The organism is Flavobacterium paronense (genome assembly GCF_030409795.1).
Lineage (GTDB): Bacteria > Bacteroidota > Bacteroidia > Flavobacteriales > Flavobacteriaceae > Flavobacterium > Flavobacterium paronense.
Genome location: NZ_JAUFQN010000009.1, coordinates 1 through 21,473, shown reverse-complemented (window position 1 = coordinate 21,473; position 21,473 = coordinate 1). Strand labels below are relative to the sequence as shown.

The following is a 21,473-nucleotide window of genomic DNA, read 5'->3' as shown; positions in this document are numbered from 1 at the left end:
TTTTTAAATTTAGATTTAAGAACACCGAAAATAGAATACAGACAATTAAAATTCAATCGTCATTTCTCATTATTCTATTTCCTATTATCTTATTTTTGCACAAAATTACAATCAAAACCCCTTATAAGCAAATCTAAATGAATTCAATTAACACAAAATTATCCTTTGTTGAGTTGGGTAAATTTTTAAGCCAATTTACACTAGCTGAACAACGCAAAAAAAATGATGTGCTTCATAACGATTTGTATTTTGATACATTTAAAGATTTACTACAACTTTCACAATCGCACAATGGTTGGTTTACAACGGAGCAAGTTTACTTTGCTGTTCAATCGTGGGCTGAAGCTTTGACCGCTGAAAATTTAAATAAATGGTTATCCGAATATGATTTGACCGAAGTAAAACCAAAAACAGTTGCTTTAATTCTGGCCGGAAACATTCCGTTAGTTGGGTTTCATGACTTTCTTTCAGTTTTAATTGCGGGTCATAAAGTGTTGGTCAAAGCCTCTTCTAACGACCAACATTTGATACAGTTTTTGGCAAATTATCTAATTAGTGTTGAGCCTAAACTTTCTTATTATATTTCATTTACTGATGGAAAATTAGAAAACTTTGATGCTATTATTGCCACCGGAAGTAACAATACGGCTCGTTATTTCGAATTCTATTTTAAAGATAAACCATCAATCATTCGTAAAAATAGAAATTCAGTTGCGGTTTTAAACGGAAATGAATCGCATGATGATTTAGTAAATCTTGGTGAAGATATTTTTAGGTATTTTGGATTGGGATGTCGTAATGTTTCCAAATTATTTGTTCCGAAAGATTATAGTTTCGAGGGTTTCTTTAAAGCAATATACGAATACAAAGATGTTATCTATTACGAGAAATATTCAAACAATTACGATTACAACAAAGCCGTTTTCCTAATGAGTAATTTCAAATTGCTGGATAATGAATTCCTGACTTTAAAAGAAGATACAAGCTACGCCTCGCCTATTTCTTCTGTATTTTATGAATACTATGAAGATATTGCTGATTTGCAAATGCGTCTTAAAAGTGAAGCAGAAAAAATTCAGTGTGTTGTTTCTAACGATTTAATTCCAAATTCGATTTCTTTTGGTCAAACACAACAGCCAAAACTTTGGGATTATGCTGATAATGTAGATACTTTGCGGTTTTTAGCTTCATTGTAGTATTCGCAACAAATGTTATAAACTAAAACGTTTTCGTTGATAACATCGTTATAATAGGGCGAAATTCTGATCGCTTTTTAAACATGTGTTTCCGAAATTTGCAGTTCAATTTAATAGAATCTGTCACCATGAAAAAACATAACTACAGTGCTGGACCATGTATTCTGCCTCAAGAAGTATTTGAAAAATCAGCACAAGCCGTTTTAAATTTCAATAACTCTGATTTATCGCTACTTGAAATTTCACACCGTAGCAAAGACTTTGTTGCCGTAATGGATGAAGCAAGAGCTTTGGCATTAGAACTTTTAGGATTAGAAGGAAAAGGATATCAAGCTTTGTTTCTTCAAGGTGGAGCAAGTTTAGAGTTTTTGATGGTTCCTTATAACTTAATGAAAGTTGACGGAAAAGCAGCGTATTTAGACACAGGAACTTGGGCAAACAACGCAATTAAAGAAGCAAAATTATTTGGCGAAACGGTTGTTGTGGCTTCCTCTAAAGAACAAAACTACAATCATATCCCAACTGATTATACAATTCCTGCCGATGCAAATTATTTTCACTGCACTAGCAACAATACTATTTTCGGGACCCAAATAAAATCGTTTCCAAAAACGGATATTCCTGTGGTTTGCGATATGAGTTCGGATATCTTCTCAAGAAGCTTAGATTTCTCAAAGTTTGATTTGATTTATGCTGGAGCTCAAAAAAATATGGGTGCTGCGGGAACAACTTTAGTAGTTGTAAAAGAAGAAATTCTAGGGAAATCAGGAAGAACTATTCCAAGTATTTTGGATTATGAGAAACATATCAAAGCGGAAAGTATGTACAATACACCAGCTGTTTTTGCAGTGTATACTTGCTTACTGACGCTAAAATGGTTGAAAGCTCAAGGTGGCATTGTGGCTATTGAAAAAGTAAACGAAGCGAAAGCCAACCTGCTTTACAACGAAATTGATAGAAATCCTTTGTTTATAGGAACTGCTGACAAAAAAGACAGAAGTAACATGAACGCTACGTTTTTATTAGTAGACGAGAAAAACCAAGAGACTTTTGATAAAATGTGGAAAGAAGCTGGAATCTCAGGTATTCCTGGACATCGTTCTGTTGGTGGTTACCGAGCTTCTATGTACAATGCGTTGCCTTTAGAAAGTGTTCAGGTTTTAGTTGATGTGATGAAGAGACTGGAAGAAGTTGTAAAACAAAACGAAGTCACAGTTTAATAGATTGCCCTAGCCCAGATTCCTGCTGCAGTCGCTTCGCTCGTGTGGAGCAAGCTACCATGTAGCGCGGAAAGCTGGAAATAGCTCCTAAAAATTTATAATTTATAATTCAGAATTTAAAATAATAAGATGAAAGTATTAGCCAACGACGGAATTTCTAAAAGCGGAATTAAAGCCTTAGAAAAAGGTGGTTTTGAAGTAATAACAACCAAGGTTGCACAAGAACAAGTAGCCAATTATATCAACGAACATAAGGTTTCTGTTATCCTAGTAAGAAGCGCTACTAAAGTGCGTAAGGATATCATTGACAATTGTCCGAGTCTAAAAATCATCGGTCGCGGTGGTGTCGGAATGGATAATATTGATGTGGAATACGCTCGCAGTAAAGGTTTGCACGTTATCAATACGCCGGCTTCTTCTTCGGAAAGTGTCGCCGAATTAGTGTTTGCTCATTTATTTACTGGTGTTCGTTTCCTTCAAGATTCGAATAGAAATATGCCCTTGGAAGGTGATTCTAACTTTGACGGTTTGAAAAAAGCGTATGCCAACGGAATTGAATTACGTGGTAAAACGTTAGGAATTATCGGTTTTGGACGTATTGGTCAAGCCGTTGCTAAAATGGCGCTTGGTCTTGGAATGAAAGTTATTGCTGCTGATAAATTTGTTGACAATGCTGAAGTAAAAGTTGATTTTTATAACGGACAATTTATAAACGTTGCCTTTGAAACAGAGCCAATGGAAGATGTTTTCAAACATGCTGATTTTATTACACTTCACGTTCCGGCGCAAGAAGGATATGTGATTGGAAAAGAAGAGTTTCTGCAAATGAAAGATGGTGTTGGAATCGTAAACTGCGCTCGCGGTGGTGTAATTGATGAAGTAGCCTTGATAGAAGCTTTAGATTCAGAAAAAGTATTATTTGCCGGTTTGGATGTTTTTGAAAATGAACCAACTCCGGAAATTCAAATACTAATGCACCCAAAAATTTCGTTGACGCCACATATTGGTGCGGCTACTTTAGAAGCGCAAGACAGAATTGGAACTGAATTAGCAGAACAGGTAATCAGTTTGTTGAAATCAGAAAAAGTCTAATAGCATTTTTTTGTTGTAGAATATTTACCTAAATTTATTCTCAATTTAAAAACTAAAACAAATGTTTGAACAATTAACAGACCTAGTAAAACAATTTGGTAGCGATGCTGTAGTTAACAATGCTGCGGTTCCAAACGAACATAATGAAGCTGTAATGAATGAAGCCAGTTCTTCGATTCTTGACAGTTTAAAAGGAATGGTTGCCAGTGGAAATGTATCTGATTTAGCTGGTTTATTTCAAGGCGATAATGCTTCGGATGGTTCAAATCCTGTAGTAAAACAATTAACCGATAAATTATCAGGAAGCTTAGGAGAAAAATTTGGTTTGGATAGTGAAGCAGCTTCTGGCGTTGCAGGAAGTTTAATTCCAAAAGTGCTGGGTTCTTTAGTGAATAAAGCAAAAGATCCTAACGATAGCAGCTTTCAAATTTCGGATATAATTAATGCCGTTTCTGGTGGCGATTCTCAAACAAGTGGCGGAATTATGGATGCTATTTCAAAATATGGTGGGCAATTTGGTTTGGACCAAGATGGTGACGGACAAGTTGGTATTAGTGATGCTGTTGCTGCAGTTTCTAAAAAATCTGGAGGTTTAGGCGGCTTATTAGGCAAACTTTTTGGAAGATAATTTTATACTGAACATACTCAAAACCACGCTTTTTTGCGTGGTTTTTTTATGAGTAAAAACTATTAATTGATTAAATTTGCGCAATAAGATTAACCATGGCAAATTTCAAAGAACGCTGGAATATCAAATCAAATTGGCAAGTTTTTGTCATTATTGTGGTATTTGCCATAACGGGTTCGTGTGCTGCTTATCTTTCAAAACCAATTCTGGCTACCTTTGGCATTAGTAAAACTACCGTTTCTGCTTGGGAATATTATCCGTTATACATACTACTTATCTTCCCTATTTATCAAGTATTGCTAGTTAGTTTCGGTTTTCTCTTTGGACAGTTTGCTTTCTTTTGGGCATTTGAGAAGAAAATGTTGCGTAGCTGTGGCTTAGGATTTTTAGTAAACAAAAAAGAAACCCCAAATAAATTCGAGGTTCCTTCATCAAAAAACAGTAACCTAACAAACTTTTTTTATTTCTCTTTCTTGATTAAGTTAAAGAAATCATTCCTATTTTCTTTTTCATTAAATATTCCACCGTATTGAATAGTAGAGGTAAAGCTACTTTCGTCGTTAATTCCTCTACTCGATACGCATAAATGTTTTGCTTCCATCATCACAATTACATCGTCTGTTTCTAAAACCGATTTTAGCTCATTAAAAATTTGCATAATCAAACGCTCTTGTACTTGTGGTCTTCTTGAATAATAATCAACAATTCTGTTCAATTTGGATAAACCAATAACTTTTCCGCTAGAAACATACCCAATATGTGCCTTTCCGATGATAGGTAAAAAGTGATGCTCACAAGTAGAATTGAAACTAATATCAGCTTCAACCAACATTTTATCATATTGGTAAGAATTATCGAAAACGGATATCTTTGGTTTATTATTCGGATTTAATCCGGAAAATATTTCTTGTATGAACATCTTGGCAACTCTATGTGGCGTTCCTCTTAAGCTGTCATCAGTCATGTCTAAACCAATCTCATCCATAATTTTATGGAAATGAGTTTCGATGGCTGCAATTTTTTCTTTATCAGATTTTAAAAAAGCATCAACTCGCAAAGGAGTTTCTGCTGAGGTCATTTGATGATTGTCTCCAATCATTTCAAATAATTCTTTTTCAATGGTTGTGTTCATAAGAAGTATTTATTTTGTTCAACAAAAGTATGTAAAAGTTAAACATTATGATTTTCGCCAAGCTAACTAATAAATTATTCAACTATAAAAAAATCTTATACTGTATAATAAATGAAAATACTTTGTTACTTTGTGAAAAATTGATTCAATGATTATTGCCAAAAATATCCATAAATATTACGATAGTTTACACGTGCTAAAAGGAGTTGATTTACACATTCAACAAGGTGAAATCGTATCAATTGTTGGAGCTTCCGGAGCAGGAAAAACTACCTTATTGCAAATTCTGGGAACGCTTGATAATCCGGCTAAATCAAATGACACTTCACTTCATATAAATAGTGAAAATATATTGACAATGAAAGACAAAGCACTTTCTAAGTTTAGAAATACACATTTGGGTTTTATCTTTCAGTTTCATCAATTATTACCTGAATTTACTGCTTTAGAAAACGTTTGCATTCCAGCCTACATTGCCGGAAAAGAAAAAAAAGAAACCGAAGTTGAAGCCAAAAGATTATTAGAATACCTTGGCTTGTCCGAAAGAATAAATCACAAACCAAACGAACTATCTGGTGGCGAACAACAACGTGTCGCAGTAGCGCGTGCCTTAATAAATAAGCCAGCCGTTATCTTTGCAGATGAGCCTTCGGGAAATTTAGATACAGCTTCAGCTGAAAACCTACATCAATTGTTTTTTAAATTGAGAGATGAGTTTGGACAAACCTTTGTGATTGTTACCCATAATGAAGAATTTGCCAACATGGCTGACAGAAAGTGGTAATGAAAGATGGACTAATTATTTGATAGTATGCTACTCATTCTACTTAATTGGCTTTATATTAGTTCAGCGTATTTCCAAGAAGCATAAACAAGCTATTCGCTAAACCGCTTTTAGGTTGTTAGCGTTCAAACTTGGTTAGCTTCTAATTCTTCAGAAACTTTTTCAATTATTTCGGGCATTCCAATCAAAATTATCATTTCAATTGGTCTTATTTCTGAAATGTCTCCTTTTTCAAAAAAAACAAGCAGGCAATTTTATTCTGAAAGGTAATGATTGGATTTCAAAACTAGCGCGTCATAACTTTTACCTTTCCATGTTCAGAACATTTATGGCACAAATGTATTCGTCGAAACGCTGTAAGTTCGACTTTTCCTTTTTCTTAAGAATCTTTTTGTTCAAATCCATTTCGGCACGCTAAATGATTGTAACATGAGTTCAAATAAAGGAAACATTCCTATTGCAAATATTGCCTTTTGTAATTGAACCATTTGCAAATTTTCACAAGGATTGTTGAACCACTTGTTTGAAGTTGTTCAATATTTTTGAATTAACTTCTTCCAATGAGTTTAACGTAAATGCGGTGCTTCTTATATTAAATCGTCGAAATTATGCATAGTGTGAGCTAATAACCCATAACGTTCGCGGCTACCCGCAGTGCCTAGCCCTTGGCGGCATTGCGGGTAACCGCTGTTGTGTGCTGTTGCTTGTTCTCTGCTAAGATAACAAAAAACAGTTTACAGTTGCCGCTCTCGGAAGCTTGATAATTGATTTTAGATAATTGTCTCCTATCAGAGCAATGATAGCGCAGTTGTATAAAATCTCAGCGCTATAATTTTACGGCAATAATTTAGAGTTAAGTAGTTATAATAAAAAAATTTGACTTTATCAATTTTTTCTTATAACTTTGGCAAGCCTTTAGCGTCTTCGCTTTGAAATGAATTCAGCAAATCCCACTTTGCAAGGCTTGACGAAAAGTGACTACTTTTTCATTACTTAACTCTTTCCTTTTCCGGTTAAATTTTAGCAGATAGTTATCAGGTACGTGGCGTGCAATTGCACACAACGTTCCGCGGCTTTGCGTCAGTAGCGCAATTTAAGCAAAATAATGTTATGAAAAGCGGAGTTGAAAATCCAGAGGATTTTCAACAACAACGTTTGGAGCTATTGCGCAAAACCGCTGTTATGCGTTCGGCTTTTTTAGCAACCACTTTCTCCAATAAATTCTTGAGTAACTTTTTCTCCATTCTTATTTTCAATAGAAATTACGCCTTTATTCCACCAACTTCGTCAGCGTCTTTTAGTTTTATCGGCTTTTATTTTCGATTGTTACTTTGTATTCTTCTGTTTCATATTTACAAGTATAATGCTTCGTTCTCAACAGTGTTGGTTTGCAAACTCTGCTTTTAAGTTTTAGTTTTAAATTTTATTGTTGATAGAAACAAAGGAATACTGTCAAAGTTTGAAGCAAAAACATATTCTTTCTGTTCGTAATCTTTTCGGTTTTCGAGAATATACAAGTACAACTCAATTTCTTTCGGTAGCTTTCTAAAACTATTTATAGAGAATTCTGTTTTCTCGTTTTTACAGGAAGAAAGGTAAAAAATAAAATTCCGATGATTATAAATTTTCAGATAAGACATTCGTTCTCGTTTTTAGGATTTTTAAGCTGCTTAAAAAATCCTAAAAAAAACGAGAACGAATGTTCTTATCTGAAATTTATAATCATCGGAATTTTATTTTTACCTTTTTCCTGTAAAAACGAGAAAACAGAATTCTCTATAAATAGTTTTAGAAAGCTACCGAAAGAAATTGAAGGTTGTACTTGTATATTCTCGAAAACCGAAAAGATTACGAACAGAAAGAATATGTTTTGCTTCAAACTTTGACAGTATTGCTTTTGTTTCTATCAACAATAAAATTATAAAACTAAAACTTAAAAGCAGAGTTTTGCAAACCAAACACTGTTGAGAACGAAGATTATACTTGTAAATATGAAACAGAAGAATAAAAGTAACAATCGAAATAAAGCCGATAAAACTAAAAAAGACGTGACGAAAGTTGGTGGAATAAAGGCGTAATTCTATTGAAAATAAGAATGGAGAAAAAGTTACTCAAGAATTATGGGAGAAAGTGGTTGCTAAAAAAGCCGAACGCATAACAGCGGTTTTGCGCAATAGCTCCAAACCGTTGTTGTTGAAAATCCTCTGGATTTTCAACTCCGCTTTCATAACATTATTTGCTTAAATTGCCGCTACTGACGCAAAGCCGCGGAACGTGTGTGCAATTGCACGCCAGTAAACCTGATAACTATCGCTAAAATTTAAACGGAAAAAGGAAAGAGTAAGTAATGAAAAAGTAGTCACTTTTTCGTCAAGCCTTGCAAAGTGGGATTTGCTGAAAATTCATTTTCAAAGCAGAAGCGCTTAAAGGCTTGCCAAAGTTATAAAGAAAAATTGATAAAGCAAATTTTTTTATTATAACTACTTAACTCTAATTATTGCCGTAAAATTATAGCGCTGAGATTTTAAACAACTGCGCTATCATTGCGGTCTAATGGAGACAATTATCTAAAATCAATTATTCCGAGAGCGGCAACTGTAAACTGTTTTTGTATCTTAGCAGAGAACAAGCAACAGCACACAACAGCGGTTACCCGCAATGCCGCCATAGGGCTAGGCACTGGGGTAGCCGCGGAACGTTATGGGTTATTAGCTCAACACTATGCATAATTTCGACGATTTAATATACAGAAGCAGCATTTACGTTAAACTCATTGAAGAAGTTAATTCAAAAATTATTGAAACAACTTCAAAACAAGGGTTCAACAATCCTTGTGAAAAATTTGCAAATGGTTCAATTACAAAAGGCAATATTTGCAATAGGAATGTTTCTTTATTTGAAATGTTACAGGATCTTAGCGTGCCGAAATGGATTGAACAGCAAAAAAGATTCTTAAGAAAAAGGAAAAGTCGAACTTTACAAGCGTTTCGACAATACATTGTGCCATAAATGTTCTGAAACATGGAAAAGGTAAAAGTTATGACGCGCTAGTTTTGAAATCCAAATCATACCTGTCAGAATAAAATTGCCTGGCGAGTTTTTTTGAAGAAGGAGACATTCAGAAATAAGAACCTAATTGAGGTTAATGATAATTTTGTATTGGAATGCGCCGAAATAATTGCAAAAGTTTCTGAAGAGTAAGAAGCAACCAAGTTTGAACGCTAACAACCCATAAATAGCGGTTTAGCGCAATAGCTTGTTTATGCTTTTGGAAAATACGCTGAAAATATAAAGCCAATTAAGTAGAATGAGTAGCATACTATCAAATAATTAGTCCATCTTTCATTACCAACTTTCTGTCAGCCATGTTGGCAAATTCTTCATTATGGGTAACAATCACAAAGGTTTGTCCAAACTCATCTCTCAATTTAAAAAACAATTGATGTAGGTTTTCAGCTGAAGCTGTATCTAAATTTCCGAAGGCTCATCTGCAAAGATAACGGCTGGCTTATTTATTAAGGCACGCGCTACTGCGACACGTTGTTGTTCGCCACCAGATAGTTCGTTTGGTTTGTGATTTATTCTTTCGGACAAGCCAAGGTATTCTAATAATCTTTTGGCTTCAACTTCGGTTTCTTTTTTTTCTTTTCCGGCAATGTAGGCTGGAATGCAAACGTTTTCTAAAGCAGTAAATTCAGGTAATAATTGATGAAACTGAAAGATAAAACCCAAATGTGTATTTCTAAACTTAGAAAGTGCTTTGTCTTTCATTGTCAATATATTTTCACTATTTATATGAAGTGAAGTGTCATTTGATTTAGCCGGATTATCAAGCGTTCCCAGAATTTGCAATAAGGTAGTTTTTCCTGCTCCGGAAGCTCCAACAATTGATACGATTTCACCTTGTTGAATGTGTAAATCAACTCCTTTTAGCACGTGTAAACTATCGTAATATTTATGGATATTTTTGGCAATAATCATTGAATCAATTTTTCACAAAGTAACAAAGTATTTTCATTTATTATACAGTATAAGATTTTTTTATAGTTGAATAATTTATTAGTTAGCTTGGCGAAAATCATAATGTTTAACTTTTACATACTTTTGTTGAACAAAATAAATACTTCTTATGAACACAACCATTGAAAAAGAATTATTTGAAATGATTGGAGACAATCATCAAATGACCTCAGCAGAAACTCCTTTGCGAGTTGATGCTTTTTTAAAATCTGATAAAGAAAAAATTGCAGCCATCGAAACTCATTTCCATAAAATTATGGATGAGATTGGTTTAGACATGACTGATGACAGCTTAAGAGGAACGCCACATAGAGTTGCCAAGATGTTCATACAAGAAATATTTTCCGGATTAAATCCGAATAATAAACCAAAGATATCCGTTTTCGATAATTCTTACCAATATGATAAAATGTTGGTTGAAGCTGATATTAGTTTCAATTCTACTTGTGAGCATCACTTTTTACCTATCATCGGAAAGGCACATATTGGGTATGTTTCTAGCGGAAAAGTTATTGGTTTATCCAAATTGAACAGAATTGTTGATTATTATTCAAGAAGACCACAAGTACAAGAGCGTTTGATTATGCAAATTTTTAATGAGCTAAAATCGGTTTTAGAAACAGACGATGTAATTGTGATGATGGAAGCAAAACATTTATGCGTATCGAGTAGAGGAATTAACGACGAAAGTAGCTTTACCTCTACTATTCAATACGGTGGAATATTTAATGAAAAAGAAAATAGGAATGATTTCTTTAACTTAATCAAGAAAGAGAAATAAAAAAAGTTTGTTAGGTTACTGTTTTTTGATGAAGGAACCTCGAATTTATTTGGGGTTTCTTTTTTTGTTTACTAAAAATCCTAAGCCACAGCTACGCAACATTTTCTTCTCAAATGCCCAAAAGAAAGCAAACTGTCCAAAGAGAAAACCGAAACTAACTAGCAATACTTGATAAATAGGGAAGATAAGTAGTATGTATAACGGATAATATTCCCAAGCAGAAACGGTAGTTTTACTAATGCCAAAGGTAGCCAGAATTGGTTTTGAAAGATAAGCAGCACACGAACCCGTTATGGCAAATACCACAATAATGACAAAAACTTGCCAATTTGATTTGATATTCCAGCGTTCTTTGAAATTTGCCATGGTTAATCTTATTGCGCAAATTTAATCAATTAATAGTTTTTACTCATAAAAAAACCACGCAAAAAAGCGTGGTTTTGAGTATGTTCAGTATAAAATTATCTTCCAAAAAGTTTGCCTAATAAGCCGCCTAAACCTCCAGATTTTTAGAAACTGCAGCAACAGCATCACTAATACCAACTTGTCCGTCACCATCTTGGTCCAAACCAAATTGCCCACCATATTTTGAAATAGCATCCATAATTCCGCCACTTGTTTGAGAATCGCCACCAGAAACGGCATTAATTATATCCGAAATTTGAAAGCTGCTATCGTTAGGATCTTTTGCTTTATTCACTAAAGAACCCAGCACTTTTGGAATTAAACTTCCTGCAACGCCAGAAGCTGCTTCACTATCCAAACCAAATTTTTCTCCTAAGCTTCCTGATAATTTATCGGTTAATTGTTTTACTACAGGATTTGAACCATCCGAAGCATTATCGCCTTGAAATAAACCAGCTAAATCAGATACATTTCCACTGGCAACCATTCCTTTTAAACTGTCAAGAATCGAAGAACTGGCTTCATTCATTACAGCTTCATTATGTTCGTTTGGAACCGCAGCATTGTTAACTACAGCATCGCTACCAAATTGTTTTACTAGGTCTGTTAATTGTTCAAACATTTGTTTTAGTTTTTAAATTGAGAATAAATTTAGGTAAATATTCTACAACAAAAAAATGCTATTAGACTTTTTCTGATTTCAACAAACTGATTACCTGTTCTGCTAATTCAGTTCCAATTCTGTCTTGCGCTTCTAAAGTAGCCGCACCAATATGTGGCGTCAACGAAATTTTTGGGTGCATTAGTATTTGAATTTCCGGAGTTGGTTCATTTTCAAAAACATCCAAACCGGCAAATAATACTTTTCTGAATCTAAAGCTTCTATCAAGGCTACTTCATCAATTACACCACCGCGAGCGCAGTTTACGATTCCAACACCATCTTTCATTTGCAGAAACTCTTCTTTTCCAATCACATATCCTTCTTGCGCCGGAACGTGAAGTGTAATAAAATCAGCATGTTTGAAAACATCTTCCATTGGCTCTGTTTCAAAGGCAACGTTTATAAATTGTCCGTTATAAAAATCAACTTTTACTTCAGCATTGTCAACAAATTTATCAGCAGCAATAACTTTCATTCCAAGACCAAGCGCCATTTTAGCAACGGCTTGACCAATACGTCCAAAACCGATAATTCCTAACGTTTTACCACGTAATTCAATTCCGTTGGCATACGCTTTTTTCAAACCGTCAAAGTTAGAATCACCTTCCAAGGGCATATTTCTATTCGAATCTTGAAGGAAACGAACACCAGTAAATAAATGAGCAAACACTAATTCGGCGACACTTTCCGAAGAAGAAGCCGGCGTATTGATAACGTGCAAACCTTTACTGCGAGCGTATTCCACATCAATATTATCCATTCCGACACCACCGCGACCGATGATTTTTAGACTCGGACAATTGTCAATGATATCCTTACGCACTTTAGTAGCGCTTCTTACTAGGATAACAGAAACCTTATGTTCGTTGATATAATTGGCTACTTGTTCTTGTGCAACCTTGGTTGTTATTACTTCAAAACCACCTTTTTCTAAGGCTTTAATTCCGCTTTTAGAAATTCCGTCGTTGGCTAATACTTTCATCTTATTATTTTAAATTCTGAATTATAAATTATAAATTTTTAGGAGCTATTTCCAGCTTTCCGCGCTACATGGTAGCTTGCTCCACACGAGCGAAGCGACTGCAGCAGGAATCTGGGCTAGGGCAATCTATTAAACTGTGACTTCGTTTTGTTTTACAACTTCTTCCAGTCTCTTCATCACATCAACTAAAACCTGAACACTTTCTAAAGGCAACGCATTGTACATAGAAGCTCGGTAACCACCAACAGAACGATGTCCAGGAATACCTGAGATTCCAGCTTCTTTCCACATTTTATCAAAAGTCTCTTGGTTTTTCTCGTCTACTAATAAAAACGTAGCGTTCATGTTACTTCTGTCTTTTTTGTCAGCAGTTCCTATAAACAAAGGATTTCTATCAATTTCGTTGTAAAGCAGGTTGGCTTTCGCTTCGTTTACTTTTTCAATAGCCACAATGCCACCTTGAGCTTTCAACCATTTTAGCGTCAGTAAGCAAGTATACACTGCAAAAACAGCTGGTGTATTGTACATACTTTCCGCTTTGATATGTTTCTCATAATCCAAAATACTTGGAATAGTTCTTCCTGATTTCCCTAGAATTTCTTCTTTTACAACTACTAAAGTTGTTCCCGCAGCACCCATATTTTTTTGAGCTCCAGCATAAATCAAATCAAACTTTGAGAAATCTAAGCTTCTTGAGAAGATATCCGAACTCATATCGCAAACCACAGGAATATCCGTTTTTGGAAACGATTTTATTTGGGTCCCGAAAATAGTATTGTTGCTAGTGCAGTGAAAATAATTTGCATCGGCAGGAATTGTATAATCAGTTGGGATATGATTGTAGTTTTGTTCTTTAGAGGAAGCCACAACAACCGTTTCGCCAAATAATTTTGCTTCTTTAATTGCGTTGTTTGCCCAAGTTCCTGTGTCTAAATACGCTGCTTTTCCGTCAACTTTCATTAAGTTATAAGGAACCATCAAAAACTCTAAACTTGCTCCACCTTGAAGAAACAAAGCTTGATATCCTTTTCCTTCTAATCCTAAAAGTTCTAATGCCAAAGCTCTTGCTTCATCCATTACGGCAACAAAGTCTTTGCTACGGTGTGAAATTTCAAGTAGCGATAAATCAGAGTTATTGAAATTTAAAACGGCTTGTGCTGATTTTTCAAATACTTCTTGAGGCAGAATACATGGTCCAGCACTGTAGTTATGTTTTTTCATGGTGACAGATTCTATTAAATTGAACTGCAAATTTCGGAAACACATGTTTAAAAAGCGATCAGAATTTCGCCCTATTATAACGATGTTATCAACGAAAACGTTTTAGTTTATAACATTTGTTGCGAATACTACAATGAAGCTAAAAACCGCAAAGTATCTACATTATCAGCATAATCCCAAAGTTTTGGCTGTTGTGTTTGACCAAAAGAAATCGAATTTGGAATTAAATCGTTAGAAACAACACACTGAATTTTTTCTGCTTCACTTTTAAGACGCATTTGCAAATCAGCAATATCTTCATAGTATTCATAAAATACAGAAGAAATAGGCGAGGCGTAGCTTGTATCTTCTTTTAAAGTCAGGAATTCATTATCCAGCAATTTGAAATTACTCATTAGGAAAACGGCTTTGTTGTAATCGTAATTGTTTGAATATTTCTCGTAATAGATAACATCTTTGTATTCGTATATTGCTTTAAAGAAACCCTCGAAACTATAATCTTTCGGAACAAATAATTTGGAAACATTACGACATCCCAATCCAAAATACCTAAAAATATCTTCACCAAGATTTACTAAATCATCATGCGATTCATTTCCGTTTAAAACCGCAACTGAATTTCTATTTTTACGAATGATTGATGGTTTATCTTTAAAATAGAATTCGAAATAACGAGCCGTATTGTTACTTCCGGTGGCAATAATAGCATCAAAGTTTTCTAATTTTCCATCAGTAAATGAAATATAATAAGAAAGTTTAGGCTCAACACTAATTAGATAATTTGCCAAAAACTGTATCAAATGTTGGTCGTTAGAAGAGGCTTTGACCAACACTTTATGACCCGCAATTAAAACTGAAAGAAAGTCATGAAACCCAACTAACGGAATGTTTCCGGCCAGAATTAAAGCAACTGTTTTTGGTTTTACTTCGGTCAAATCATATTCGGATAACCATTTATTTAAATTTTCAGCGGTCAAAGCTTCAGCCCACGATTGAACAGCAAAGTAAACTTGCTCCGTTGTAAACCAACCATTGTGCGATTGTGAAAGTTGTAGTAAATCTTTAAATGTATCAAAATACAAATCGTTATGAAGCACATCATTTTTTTTGCGTTGTTCAGCTAGTGTAAATTGGCTTAAAAATTTACCCAACTCAACAAAGGATAATTTTGTGTTAATTGAATTCATTTAGATTTGCTTATAAGGGGTTTTGATTGTAATTTTGTGCAAAAATAAGATAATAGGAAATAGAATAATGAGAAATGACGATTGAATTTTAATTGTCTGTATTCTATTTTCGGTGTTCTTAAATCTAAATTTAAAAAGATGGCAATCATAATAACAGATGAATGTATAAACTGCGGTGCTTGTGAACCTGAATGTCCAAACACAGCTATATATGAAGGTGCAGACGATTGGAGGTATAAAGACGGAACCAAACTTAAAGGAAAAGTAATATTACCAGATGGTACTGAAGTTGATTCGGATGCAGCTCAAACGCCAATATCTGATGATATTTATTATATCGTTCCGGGTAAATGTACCGAGTGTAAAGGTTTTCATGACGAACCGCAATGCGCAGCTGTCTGTCCGGTTGATTGTTGTATTCCCGATGATAATCATGTTGAAAGTGAGGAAACGTTACTCAACAGACAATCATTTCTACACAATGAATAAAAAAAATCCTGAGTTTGTAGCTCAGGATTTTTTCGTTAAAGGGCAAAAAGTTATTTTTGTAAATTAAAGACTTCGACGGTAATCGTATCCATTTTATCATCATAGGTTTCCAAAATCAGGTTGCCATCAGCATCAAAATGACCTACTGAAATTTTATCTTTGTTTTTGTAGATATAGTTATTATTGGATGTTCTTCTCAATAATGAGATTCCACTCATATTATTGGTAACTTTGTAACCTGAGTTATCGGCTAGGACCTGATATTTTTCTCCATTATAAGAATAATAAGCAGAATGGTCAACATCTACAACTCTTTCCTGACCATCTACATTCACACTCGTGGTAACTGTGGCTTGAGTTGGAGTAGGCTGTATATTTGTATTTAATGTTCCACTAGGCACCTCTTGGAGTTTAATATTCTGAATTTCTTTTATTTCTTCTTTTTTAACAACTACATGTTCGCCTTTATCGTCTTTAACGGTTGTTGTTTTGGTTATCGTCTCCGTTTTTTTATTTTGGTTTTGAGACTGAATGTTTAGTGAAAATAAAATAGCAATAGCTCCCACAATTATAGTTTTCATAATAACAATTATTTAATGATTGATATGCATCAAATGTAGTATCTAACTGAATTCCGGCTGTTATATGATTTTGCCTTTAAGTTATACATTTCACATAAAAAAATCCTGAGTGCTAGCTCAGGATTTGATTTTTAAATGATCTAAATATGAATTTAGAACTTGAAACTAAGTCTGGTGTAATAATAAGCACCACTAAAGCCCATTTGAACAGCATCCCAATATCCACCAGCTTCTGTATTACCAGATTCATCTTGTTTAGTAGGATAGATGTTAAATAAGTTATTGCTTCCAACACTTAATTTTACTTGTTTGATGATTTGGAAACCAACTGTTAAATCAGTTACGATTTTTGGATCATATACATTATCTAAGCCTGCATAATCTACCAAAACTACTTTACTGAAACGAGTGAATGCAGCTCCGATATCAAACCATTTTCTTTCATAATTTAAGTTTAAACCAAACTTGCTGTTTGGCGCTGATGCTTTTAAGAAAGCAATTTCACGTGCTCCAAAGAAGGTTTCCTGATCTAAAGCTCCGTTATTAACGTGAGTAACTTGCATATCATTAATGTTTCCAATCAAAGTAGCACCAATTTTAGAACTACCAAAAGTGTTTTTCCAAGACATAACAACATCAATACCTTTAGTTACAGTGCTAACACCATTTACGAAGAATTGAGCGGAATCAACATTTAAGTTTAAAGCTGTAGCGTCAAAATAGCCTGTAAGTACAATTCTGTCGCTTACATTAATTAAGTAGCCATCAACGGTTGCAGAGAATTTACCAAATTTACCAGTTAAACCAACAGAACCATTTCTTGATTTTTCTTCTTTTAATTTGTCAATTCCAAAACCTTCCGTTACCGCACTTCCATTGGCAGCTAATAAAACTTCGGTAGCGCCACCAGCATTAAAGTTTGTAAAACTGGTGTTGAAATAAATTTGTGCCAACGATGGTGCTCTAAACCCTGTGCTGAATGAACCTCTTAAACTCACACTTTCACTAAGTTTAAGCTTGTAAGCTAATTTAAGATTTAATGTATTTCCGAAGTCACTATAGTTTTCATAACGTAATGCTGTTCCTAATAAAAAATCATCAGAAACATCCAATTCCGTGTCAACATAAGCTGCTGTACTTGTTCTTTGTTCATTCACCTCATTTTGTGGGCTAAACCCAGGAAAACCTTGAGAACCTCCAGGTCTTGGATTACCTGAAATAGGATCAATAGGCGCAAATTGTGTTAATGGATTAGTTATTGGATTTCCATTGGTATCATAAGTTGCGTACGAACCTTCTTCACCCGCAGTAATTTCATATTGTTCTATTCTATATTCACCACCAAAAGCAAAGTTAAGTCCATTTAATACAGATTTAAAGTTTCTGGAAAAGTCTAAGTTGGTTGTATTTTGGCTCAAGCTAAACCCACCAGCATCAAACTGTGTTGGAGAAGCTGCTTCTAAACTGGCATTTATAGTTCCCTTAATTGTGTAATCAAAAGAATTTTTACCATAAGCATTACTTAAATCAATTTTCCAGTCACCGGCTTTGGCTTTGAAACCAAAAGCAGCCGAATTATCAATTATTTTTGAAGTAATTCTTGGTGTGTAACCACCAGGATAAATTGATTCCACAACTCTTTCACCACCATTTCTGGTAAAAGCATAAGCATCAGTGTTTCTGTCATTTCTTCCACCAAAAGCATAAAAGTCAATTGCTTTGGAAAGTGGAATTTGAATGTTAGCCATTAAATTGTAACTCTTGATTTCCGCTTCTCCAAAACCTTTTCTGAAATCAAAACCCGGACGTAATGTTTTGTCTTTTGAAAGGTATTCACCCGTAAAATTAGCAAATCCACCGTTTTTACCGATTTTGATACCGTAGTTTGCTCCGGCTTTTAATGAAAATCCGTCATAATTTTTATCTTTTCCATACGAATTACCATTTCCATTTTGGTCTAATTGAAAGCCTGGCGTATTTGGTGTTCCAGGAAGAAAATCGCCTTGAGCATCATTTCTATAAACTCCTGTAGTTACAGTACCGTTTAATTCGCCAACATTGTCATTTAATACAATATTGATAACACCCGCAATAGCATCTGAACCATATTGAGCCGCTGCACCATCACGAAGAATTTCAATTCTTTTGATAGCACTGGCCGGAATAGAATTCAAATCGGTCCCTGTGTTTCCGCGACCACGCGTTCCAAATAAATTAACCAACGAAGATTGGTGTCTTCTTTTTCCATTAATCAAAACTAAAGTCTGATCAGGTCCCATTCCTCTTAGTGAAGCAGGATCAACGTGGTCAGCTCCATCAGAACCTGATTGTTTGTTGGCATTAAACGATGGTGCTAAATACTGAAGCAATTCATTAATTTCGATTTTACCACTTTGGGTAGTCACCTCTTTAATATTAATAATGTCAATTGGCACGGCAGAATTGAGCACCGTTCGTTTCGCATTCCTTGAACCTACAATTTGTACTTCCTGTAGTTCTTGAACTTTTGTTGAGTCTGATTTCGTATCGTTAGTGCTTTTTTGAGCAAAAACAGTCGAAAACGGCACAACTAACAATAGTAGTGTAATTTTTTTCATAAATATTTTGGTTAAAATTAGTGCTGCAATTTACTATTTTTTATATAGTATTTTAACAAAAAGTAATAATTGCTTTTAATAATTTAAGGAACTATTTTAGAATTCCATCTCTATATAAACTTTTTTGTTAAATTTGTTTTAGCCCAGATTGTTATATGAAAAAGATAGTTGCATTTTTATTCTTGGTTTCAAGCGTCGGTGTTTTGTCTCAAAACGTCGAAAAATCGATTGTGTTATTGGATGTCGATACTAATCTACCCATTGAAGATGCAACTGTTTATATTTCAAAAACCAAACAAACTTTATTGAGTAATGCTGACGGAGCCGTGAGTTTTATTTTAAATGGTGTTTCCAATATACAAATAACCCATTCTTCTTATGATGCCATTAAATTGAGATCAACTATTTTGAAAGAGAAAGTAAATACATTTTACTTAAAAAACAGTATTACGGGTCTTGAAGAAATTATCATAACAAAAGAACATCCTCAAAAAATTCTAAAATCATTGGTTGAAAATTCGATAAATAAATTAACTATTCCAGCTCGATTAAAAGTTTATTCAAGAGAATTCTTTAAACTCAACGGAGTGAATTCGCATTTCAATGATGGGCTTATGAACTTTCAAATGTTTGGGAATTCCAAAAATTTTAAAACCGATATTCTGGTTGAGCAAAACCGATCATACGGAATAGTAAATGAAGAAATTAGTTCAGATGTTTTAGGTTACAATTTAAATGATATAATGCAGAACTATTATAATTTCAAATACCTAAATCCTATTTTGGAATTAAGTGCTAAAAAAGAATATGATTTTTTGGTAAAGGCCTATTCTAAAAATGAAGACTATAATCTAATGTTAGTAACTCCGGTTGATAATACAAAAGAATTGCGTGACGATTTTTCGATACTTTATGACAGAAAAAAGAAAATGATTATTGAAGTTAGTTCTTTTATTTCACCAAAAACTATTGCTAATACTAAGGATAGAACTTCCGTTGGTTCTAAAAATATTTATAAGTCGTTATTCAAAACTATTTACAGAGTAGAAAACTCAAATTATTATTTAGTAAGCTCTAAGGAAGAAATTGGTTTTCAGAGAATTGACAAAAACACAAAAACAAATATTGAAGTTAAAAATTATTTTGTAACTACCAATTTTAGCAACCACAGTTTTACTTACAAAGACAGTGAAGTTTTTAAAGAGAAAACACTCTACAACAAAAAAAACTCAATATTGACTAACTATTGGGATATTTCTGGTTTAGCGGCAACGGCTGATGAGCAAGCAATAATTTCTATAATGGAAACTAGAGAATAAGGGTTTTAAAAAGCAAATAATAAACTATATTTGCAGACTTTTAAAACAAAATTCATAATGAAAGCAGGAATTGTAGGATTGCCAAATGTTGGAAAATCAACTTTATTTAATTGTTTGTCAAACGCTAAAGCTCAAAGTGCCAATTTTCCATTTTGTACTATCGAGCCCAATATTGGTGTAGTAAACGTTCCTGATCCCAGAATAAACCGTTTAGAAGAATTGGTAAAACCCGAACGCGTTCAGATGGCAACTGTTGATATTGTTGATATTGCAGGTTTGGTAAAAGGAGCAAGTAAAGGTGAAGGTTTAGGAAATCAATTCTTAGCAAACATCAGAGAATGTAATGCAATTATTCATGTGTTGCGTTGTTTTGATAATGATAATATCATCCACGTTGATGGTAATGTAAATCCGATTCGTGATAAAGAAACTATCGACATCGAATTACAATTAAAAGACTTAGAAACCGTCGAAAAACGATTAGAAAAAGTAAATCGTGCTGCTAAAACAGGAAACAAAGAAGCACAAACAGAGAAAACATTATTAGACAGAATACGTGAAAATCTTTTACAAGCAAAGTCAGCCAGAACAGTTGAGCCTCAAAATGCAGATGAAGAAGCCTTGCTTGAAGATTTCCAATTAATAACAAACAAACCCGTTTTATACGTTTGTAATGTTGATGAAGATTCGGCGGCTACCGGAAACAAATATGTTGACCAAGTACGCGAATTGGTTAAAGATGAAAATGCCGAAGTTATTGTTTTGGCTGTTGGTACAGAAGCGGATATCACCGAATTAGAAACCTACGAAGAACGTCAAATGTTTTTGGAAGATTTAGGTTTAAAAGAACCAGGTTCGGCAGTTTTAATTCGTGCGGCTTATAAATTATTGAAACAGCAAACCTACTTCACTGCCGGTGTTAAAGAAGTCAGAGCTTGGACTATCAACATTGGCGATACTGCCCCAAAAGCAGCTGGAGTTATTCATACCGATTTTTGAAAAAGGATTTATCCGCGCTGAAGTTATTGCTTATGAAGATTTCTCTAATTTTGGTTCAGAAGCCAAAGTAAAAGAAGCAGGAAAGCTAAGAGTGGAAGGTAAAGAATATATTGTGAAAGATGGTGATGTAATGCACTTCCGTTTTAACGTATAATTTTAGCAACAATAGAGCTCACA

Annotated in this window: 19 protein-coding genes and 2 pseudogenes; 12 read left to right on the top strand and 9 right to left on the bottom strand. The window is 34.2% G+C overall.

Translation table 11 applies throughout. The features are described 5' to 3' along the window. Positions 1 to 137 precede the first annotated feature (137 nt). From QWY90_RS01055 to QWY90_RS01035, 5 genes are all read left to right on the top strand, one after another. Complete coding sequence (locus tag QWY90_RS01055; protein WP_290283959.1) at positions 138 to 1,196, top strand: acyl-CoA reductase; 1,059 nt, start codon at positions 138 to 140, stop codon at positions 1,194 to 1,196. 128 nt (positions 1,197 to 1,324) lie between these two features. Beyond that, positions 1,325 to 2,416, top strand: coding sequence for a 3-phosphoserine/phosphohydroxythreonine transaminase (serC, locus tag QWY90_RS01050; RefSeq protein ID WP_290283960.1), 1,092 nt, complete (start codon positions 1,325 to 1,327; stop codon positions 2,414 to 2,416). 129 nt (positions 2,417 to 2,545) lie between these two features. Further along, positions 2,546 to 3,508: a D-2-hydroxyacid dehydrogenase gene (locus QWY90_RS01045; RefSeq protein ID WP_290283968.1), complete on the top strand. Its 963-nt coding sequence runs from the start codon at positions 2,546 to 2,548 to the stop codon at positions 3,506 to 3,508. A 61-nt stretch (positions 3,509 to 3,569) separates the two neighbouring features. Further along, positions 3,570 to 4,136 (top strand): DUF937 domain-containing protein, encoded by a 567-nt coding sequence (locus QWY90_RS01040; protein WP_290283967.1) that lies wholly within the window; start codon positions 3,570 to 3,572, stop codon positions 4,134 to 4,136. A gap of 95 nt (positions 4,137 to 4,231) precedes the next feature. Further along, positions 4,232 to 4,669 carry a DUF6787 family protein gene (locus QWY90_RS01035; RefSeq protein WP_336622146.1) on the top strand — a complete coding sequence of 146 codons (438 nt, stop codon included), beginning with the start codon at positions 4,232 to 4,234 and terminating at the stop codon, positions 4,667 to 4,669. On the opposite strand, the gene folE (QWY90_RS01030) is transcribed toward QWY90_RS01035, so the two are convergent. Next, positions 4,597 to 5,268, bottom strand: coding sequence for a GTP cyclohydrolase I FolE (gene folE, locus QWY90_RS01030; protein ID WP_290283963.1), 672 nt, complete (start codon positions 5,266 to 5,268; stop codon positions 4,597 to 4,599). The two genes, QWY90_RS01035 and folE (QWY90_RS01030), sit on opposite strands and share 73 nt — an antisense overlap. Before the next feature lie 148 nt (positions 5,269 to 5,416). On the opposite strand from folE (QWY90_RS01030), the gene QWY90_RS01025 reads away from it, so the two are divergent. Both QWY90_RS01025 and QWY90_RS01020 read left to right on the top strand, forming a co-directional pair. Next, positions 5,417 to 6,052 carry an ABC transporter ATP-binding protein gene (locus QWY90_RS01025; protein ID WP_290283966.1) on the top strand — a complete coding sequence of 212 codons (636 nt, stop codon included), beginning with the start codon at positions 5,417 to 5,419 and terminating at the stop codon, positions 6,050 to 6,052. A gap of 1,110 nt (positions 6,053 to 7,162) precedes the next feature. Beyond that, positions 7,163 to 7,459 carry a hypothetical protein gene (locus QWY90_RS01020; RefSeq protein WP_290283964.1) on the top strand — a complete coding sequence of 99 codons (297 nt, stop codon included), beginning with the start codon at positions 7,163 to 7,165 and terminating at the stop codon, positions 7,457 to 7,459. Between the two features lie 1,915 nt (positions 7,460 to 9,374). On the opposite strand, the pseudogene QWY90_RS01015 reads toward QWY90_RS01020, so the two are convergent. Beyond that, positions 9,375 to 10,033, bottom strand: a pseudogene (locus QWY90_RS01015) (ABC transporter ATP-binding protein). A 148-nt stretch (positions 10,034 to 10,181) separates the two neighbouring features. On the opposite strand from QWY90_RS01015, the gene folE (QWY90_RS01010) reads away from it, so the two are divergent. Beyond that, on the top strand, positions 10,182 to 10,853 hold the full coding sequence (folE, locus tag QWY90_RS01010) for a GTP cyclohydrolase I FolE (protein WP_290283963.1): 672 nt from the start codon (positions 10,182 to 10,184) through the stop codon (positions 10,851 to 10,853). Positions 10,854 to 10,898: 45 nt separating this feature from the next. Here folE (QWY90_RS01010) and QWY90_RS01005 read toward each other — a convergent pair whose 3' ends face one another. From QWY90_RS01005 to QWY90_RS00985, 5 genes and pseudogenes are all read right to left on the bottom strand, one after another. Continuing rightward, complete coding sequence (locus QWY90_RS01005) at positions 10,899 to 11,219, bottom strand: DUF6787 family protein (protein ID WP_290283962.1); 321 nt, start codon at positions 11,217 to 11,219, stop codon at positions 10,899 to 10,901. 127 nt (positions 11,220 to 11,346) lie between these two features. Then, positions 11,347 to 11,880, bottom strand: a complete 534-nt coding sequence (locus tag QWY90_RS01000) for a DUF937 domain-containing protein (protein WP_290283961.1) — start codon at positions 11,878 to 11,880, stop codon at positions 11,347 to 11,349. A 61-nt stretch (positions 11,881 to 11,941) separates the two neighbouring features. After that, positions 11,942 to 12,903, bottom strand: a pseudogene (locus QWY90_RS00995) (D-2-hydroxyacid dehydrogenase). Between the two features lie 129 nt (positions 12,904 to 13,032). After that, positions 13,033 to 14,124 carry a 3-phosphoserine/phosphohydroxythreonine transaminase gene (gene serC / locus QWY90_RS00990; RefSeq protein ID WP_290283960.1) on the bottom strand — a complete coding sequence of 364 codons (1,092 nt, stop codon included), beginning with the start codon at positions 14,122 to 14,124 and terminating at the stop codon, positions 13,033 to 13,035. 128 nt (positions 14,125 to 14,252) lie between these two features. Further along, positions 14,253 to 15,311 (bottom strand): acyl-CoA reductase, encoded by a 1,059-nt coding sequence (locus tag QWY90_RS00985; RefSeq protein WP_290283959.1) that lies wholly within the window; start codon positions 15,309 to 15,311, stop codon positions 14,253 to 14,255. Positions 15,312 to 15,449: 138 nt separating this feature from the next. On the opposite strand from QWY90_RS00985, the gene QWY90_RS00980 reads away from it, so the two are divergent. Further along, a complete protein-coding gene (locus tag QWY90_RS00980) occupies positions 15,450 to 15,800 on the top strand; it encodes a 4Fe-4S dicluster domain-containing protein (RefSeq protein ID WP_290283958.1) in 351 nt (116 codons plus the stop codon). A 50-nt stretch (positions 15,801 to 15,850) separates the two neighbouring features. On the opposite strand, the gene QWY90_RS00975 is transcribed toward QWY90_RS00980, so the two are convergent. Further along, positions 15,851 to 16,381 carry a hypothetical protein gene (locus QWY90_RS00975; protein WP_290283957.1) on the bottom strand — a complete coding sequence of 177 codons (531 nt, stop codon included), beginning with the start codon at positions 16,379 to 16,381 and terminating at the stop codon, positions 15,851 to 15,853. Between the two features lie 152 nt (positions 16,382 to 16,533). Then, positions 16,534 to 18,978 (bottom strand): TonB-dependent receptor plug domain-containing protein, encoded by a 2,445-nt coding sequence (locus QWY90_RS00970; RefSeq protein ID WP_290283956.1) that lies wholly within the window; start codon positions 18,976 to 18,978, stop codon positions 16,534 to 16,536. A gap of 155 nt (positions 18,979 to 19,133) precedes the next feature. On the opposite strand from QWY90_RS00970, the gene QWY90_RS00965 reads away from it, so the two are divergent. The 3 genes from QWY90_RS00965 to QWY90_RS16360 are packed head-to-tail and all read left to right on the top strand — an operon-like array spanning position 19,134 to position 21,450. After that, positions 19,134 to 20,297, top strand: a complete 1,164-nt coding sequence (locus QWY90_RS00965) for a hypothetical protein (protein WP_290283954.1) — start codon at positions 19,134 to 19,136, stop codon at positions 20,295 to 20,297. 57 nt (positions 20,298 to 20,354) lie between these two features. Next, positions 20,355 to 21,296, top strand: a complete 942-nt coding sequence (gene ychF / locus QWY90_RS00960) for a redox-regulated ATPase YchF (protein WP_439108573.1) — start codon at positions 20,355 to 20,357, stop codon at positions 21,294 to 21,296. Next, on the top strand, positions 21,247 to 21,450 hold the full coding sequence (locus tag QWY90_RS16360) for a DUF933 domain-containing protein (protein WP_439108572.1): 204 nt from the start codon (positions 21,247 to 21,249) through the stop codon (positions 21,448 to 21,450). Before ychF ends, QWY90_RS16360 begins: the two co-directional genes overlap by 50 nt. The last annotated feature ends 23 nt before the right edge of the window (positions 21,451 to 21,473 follow it).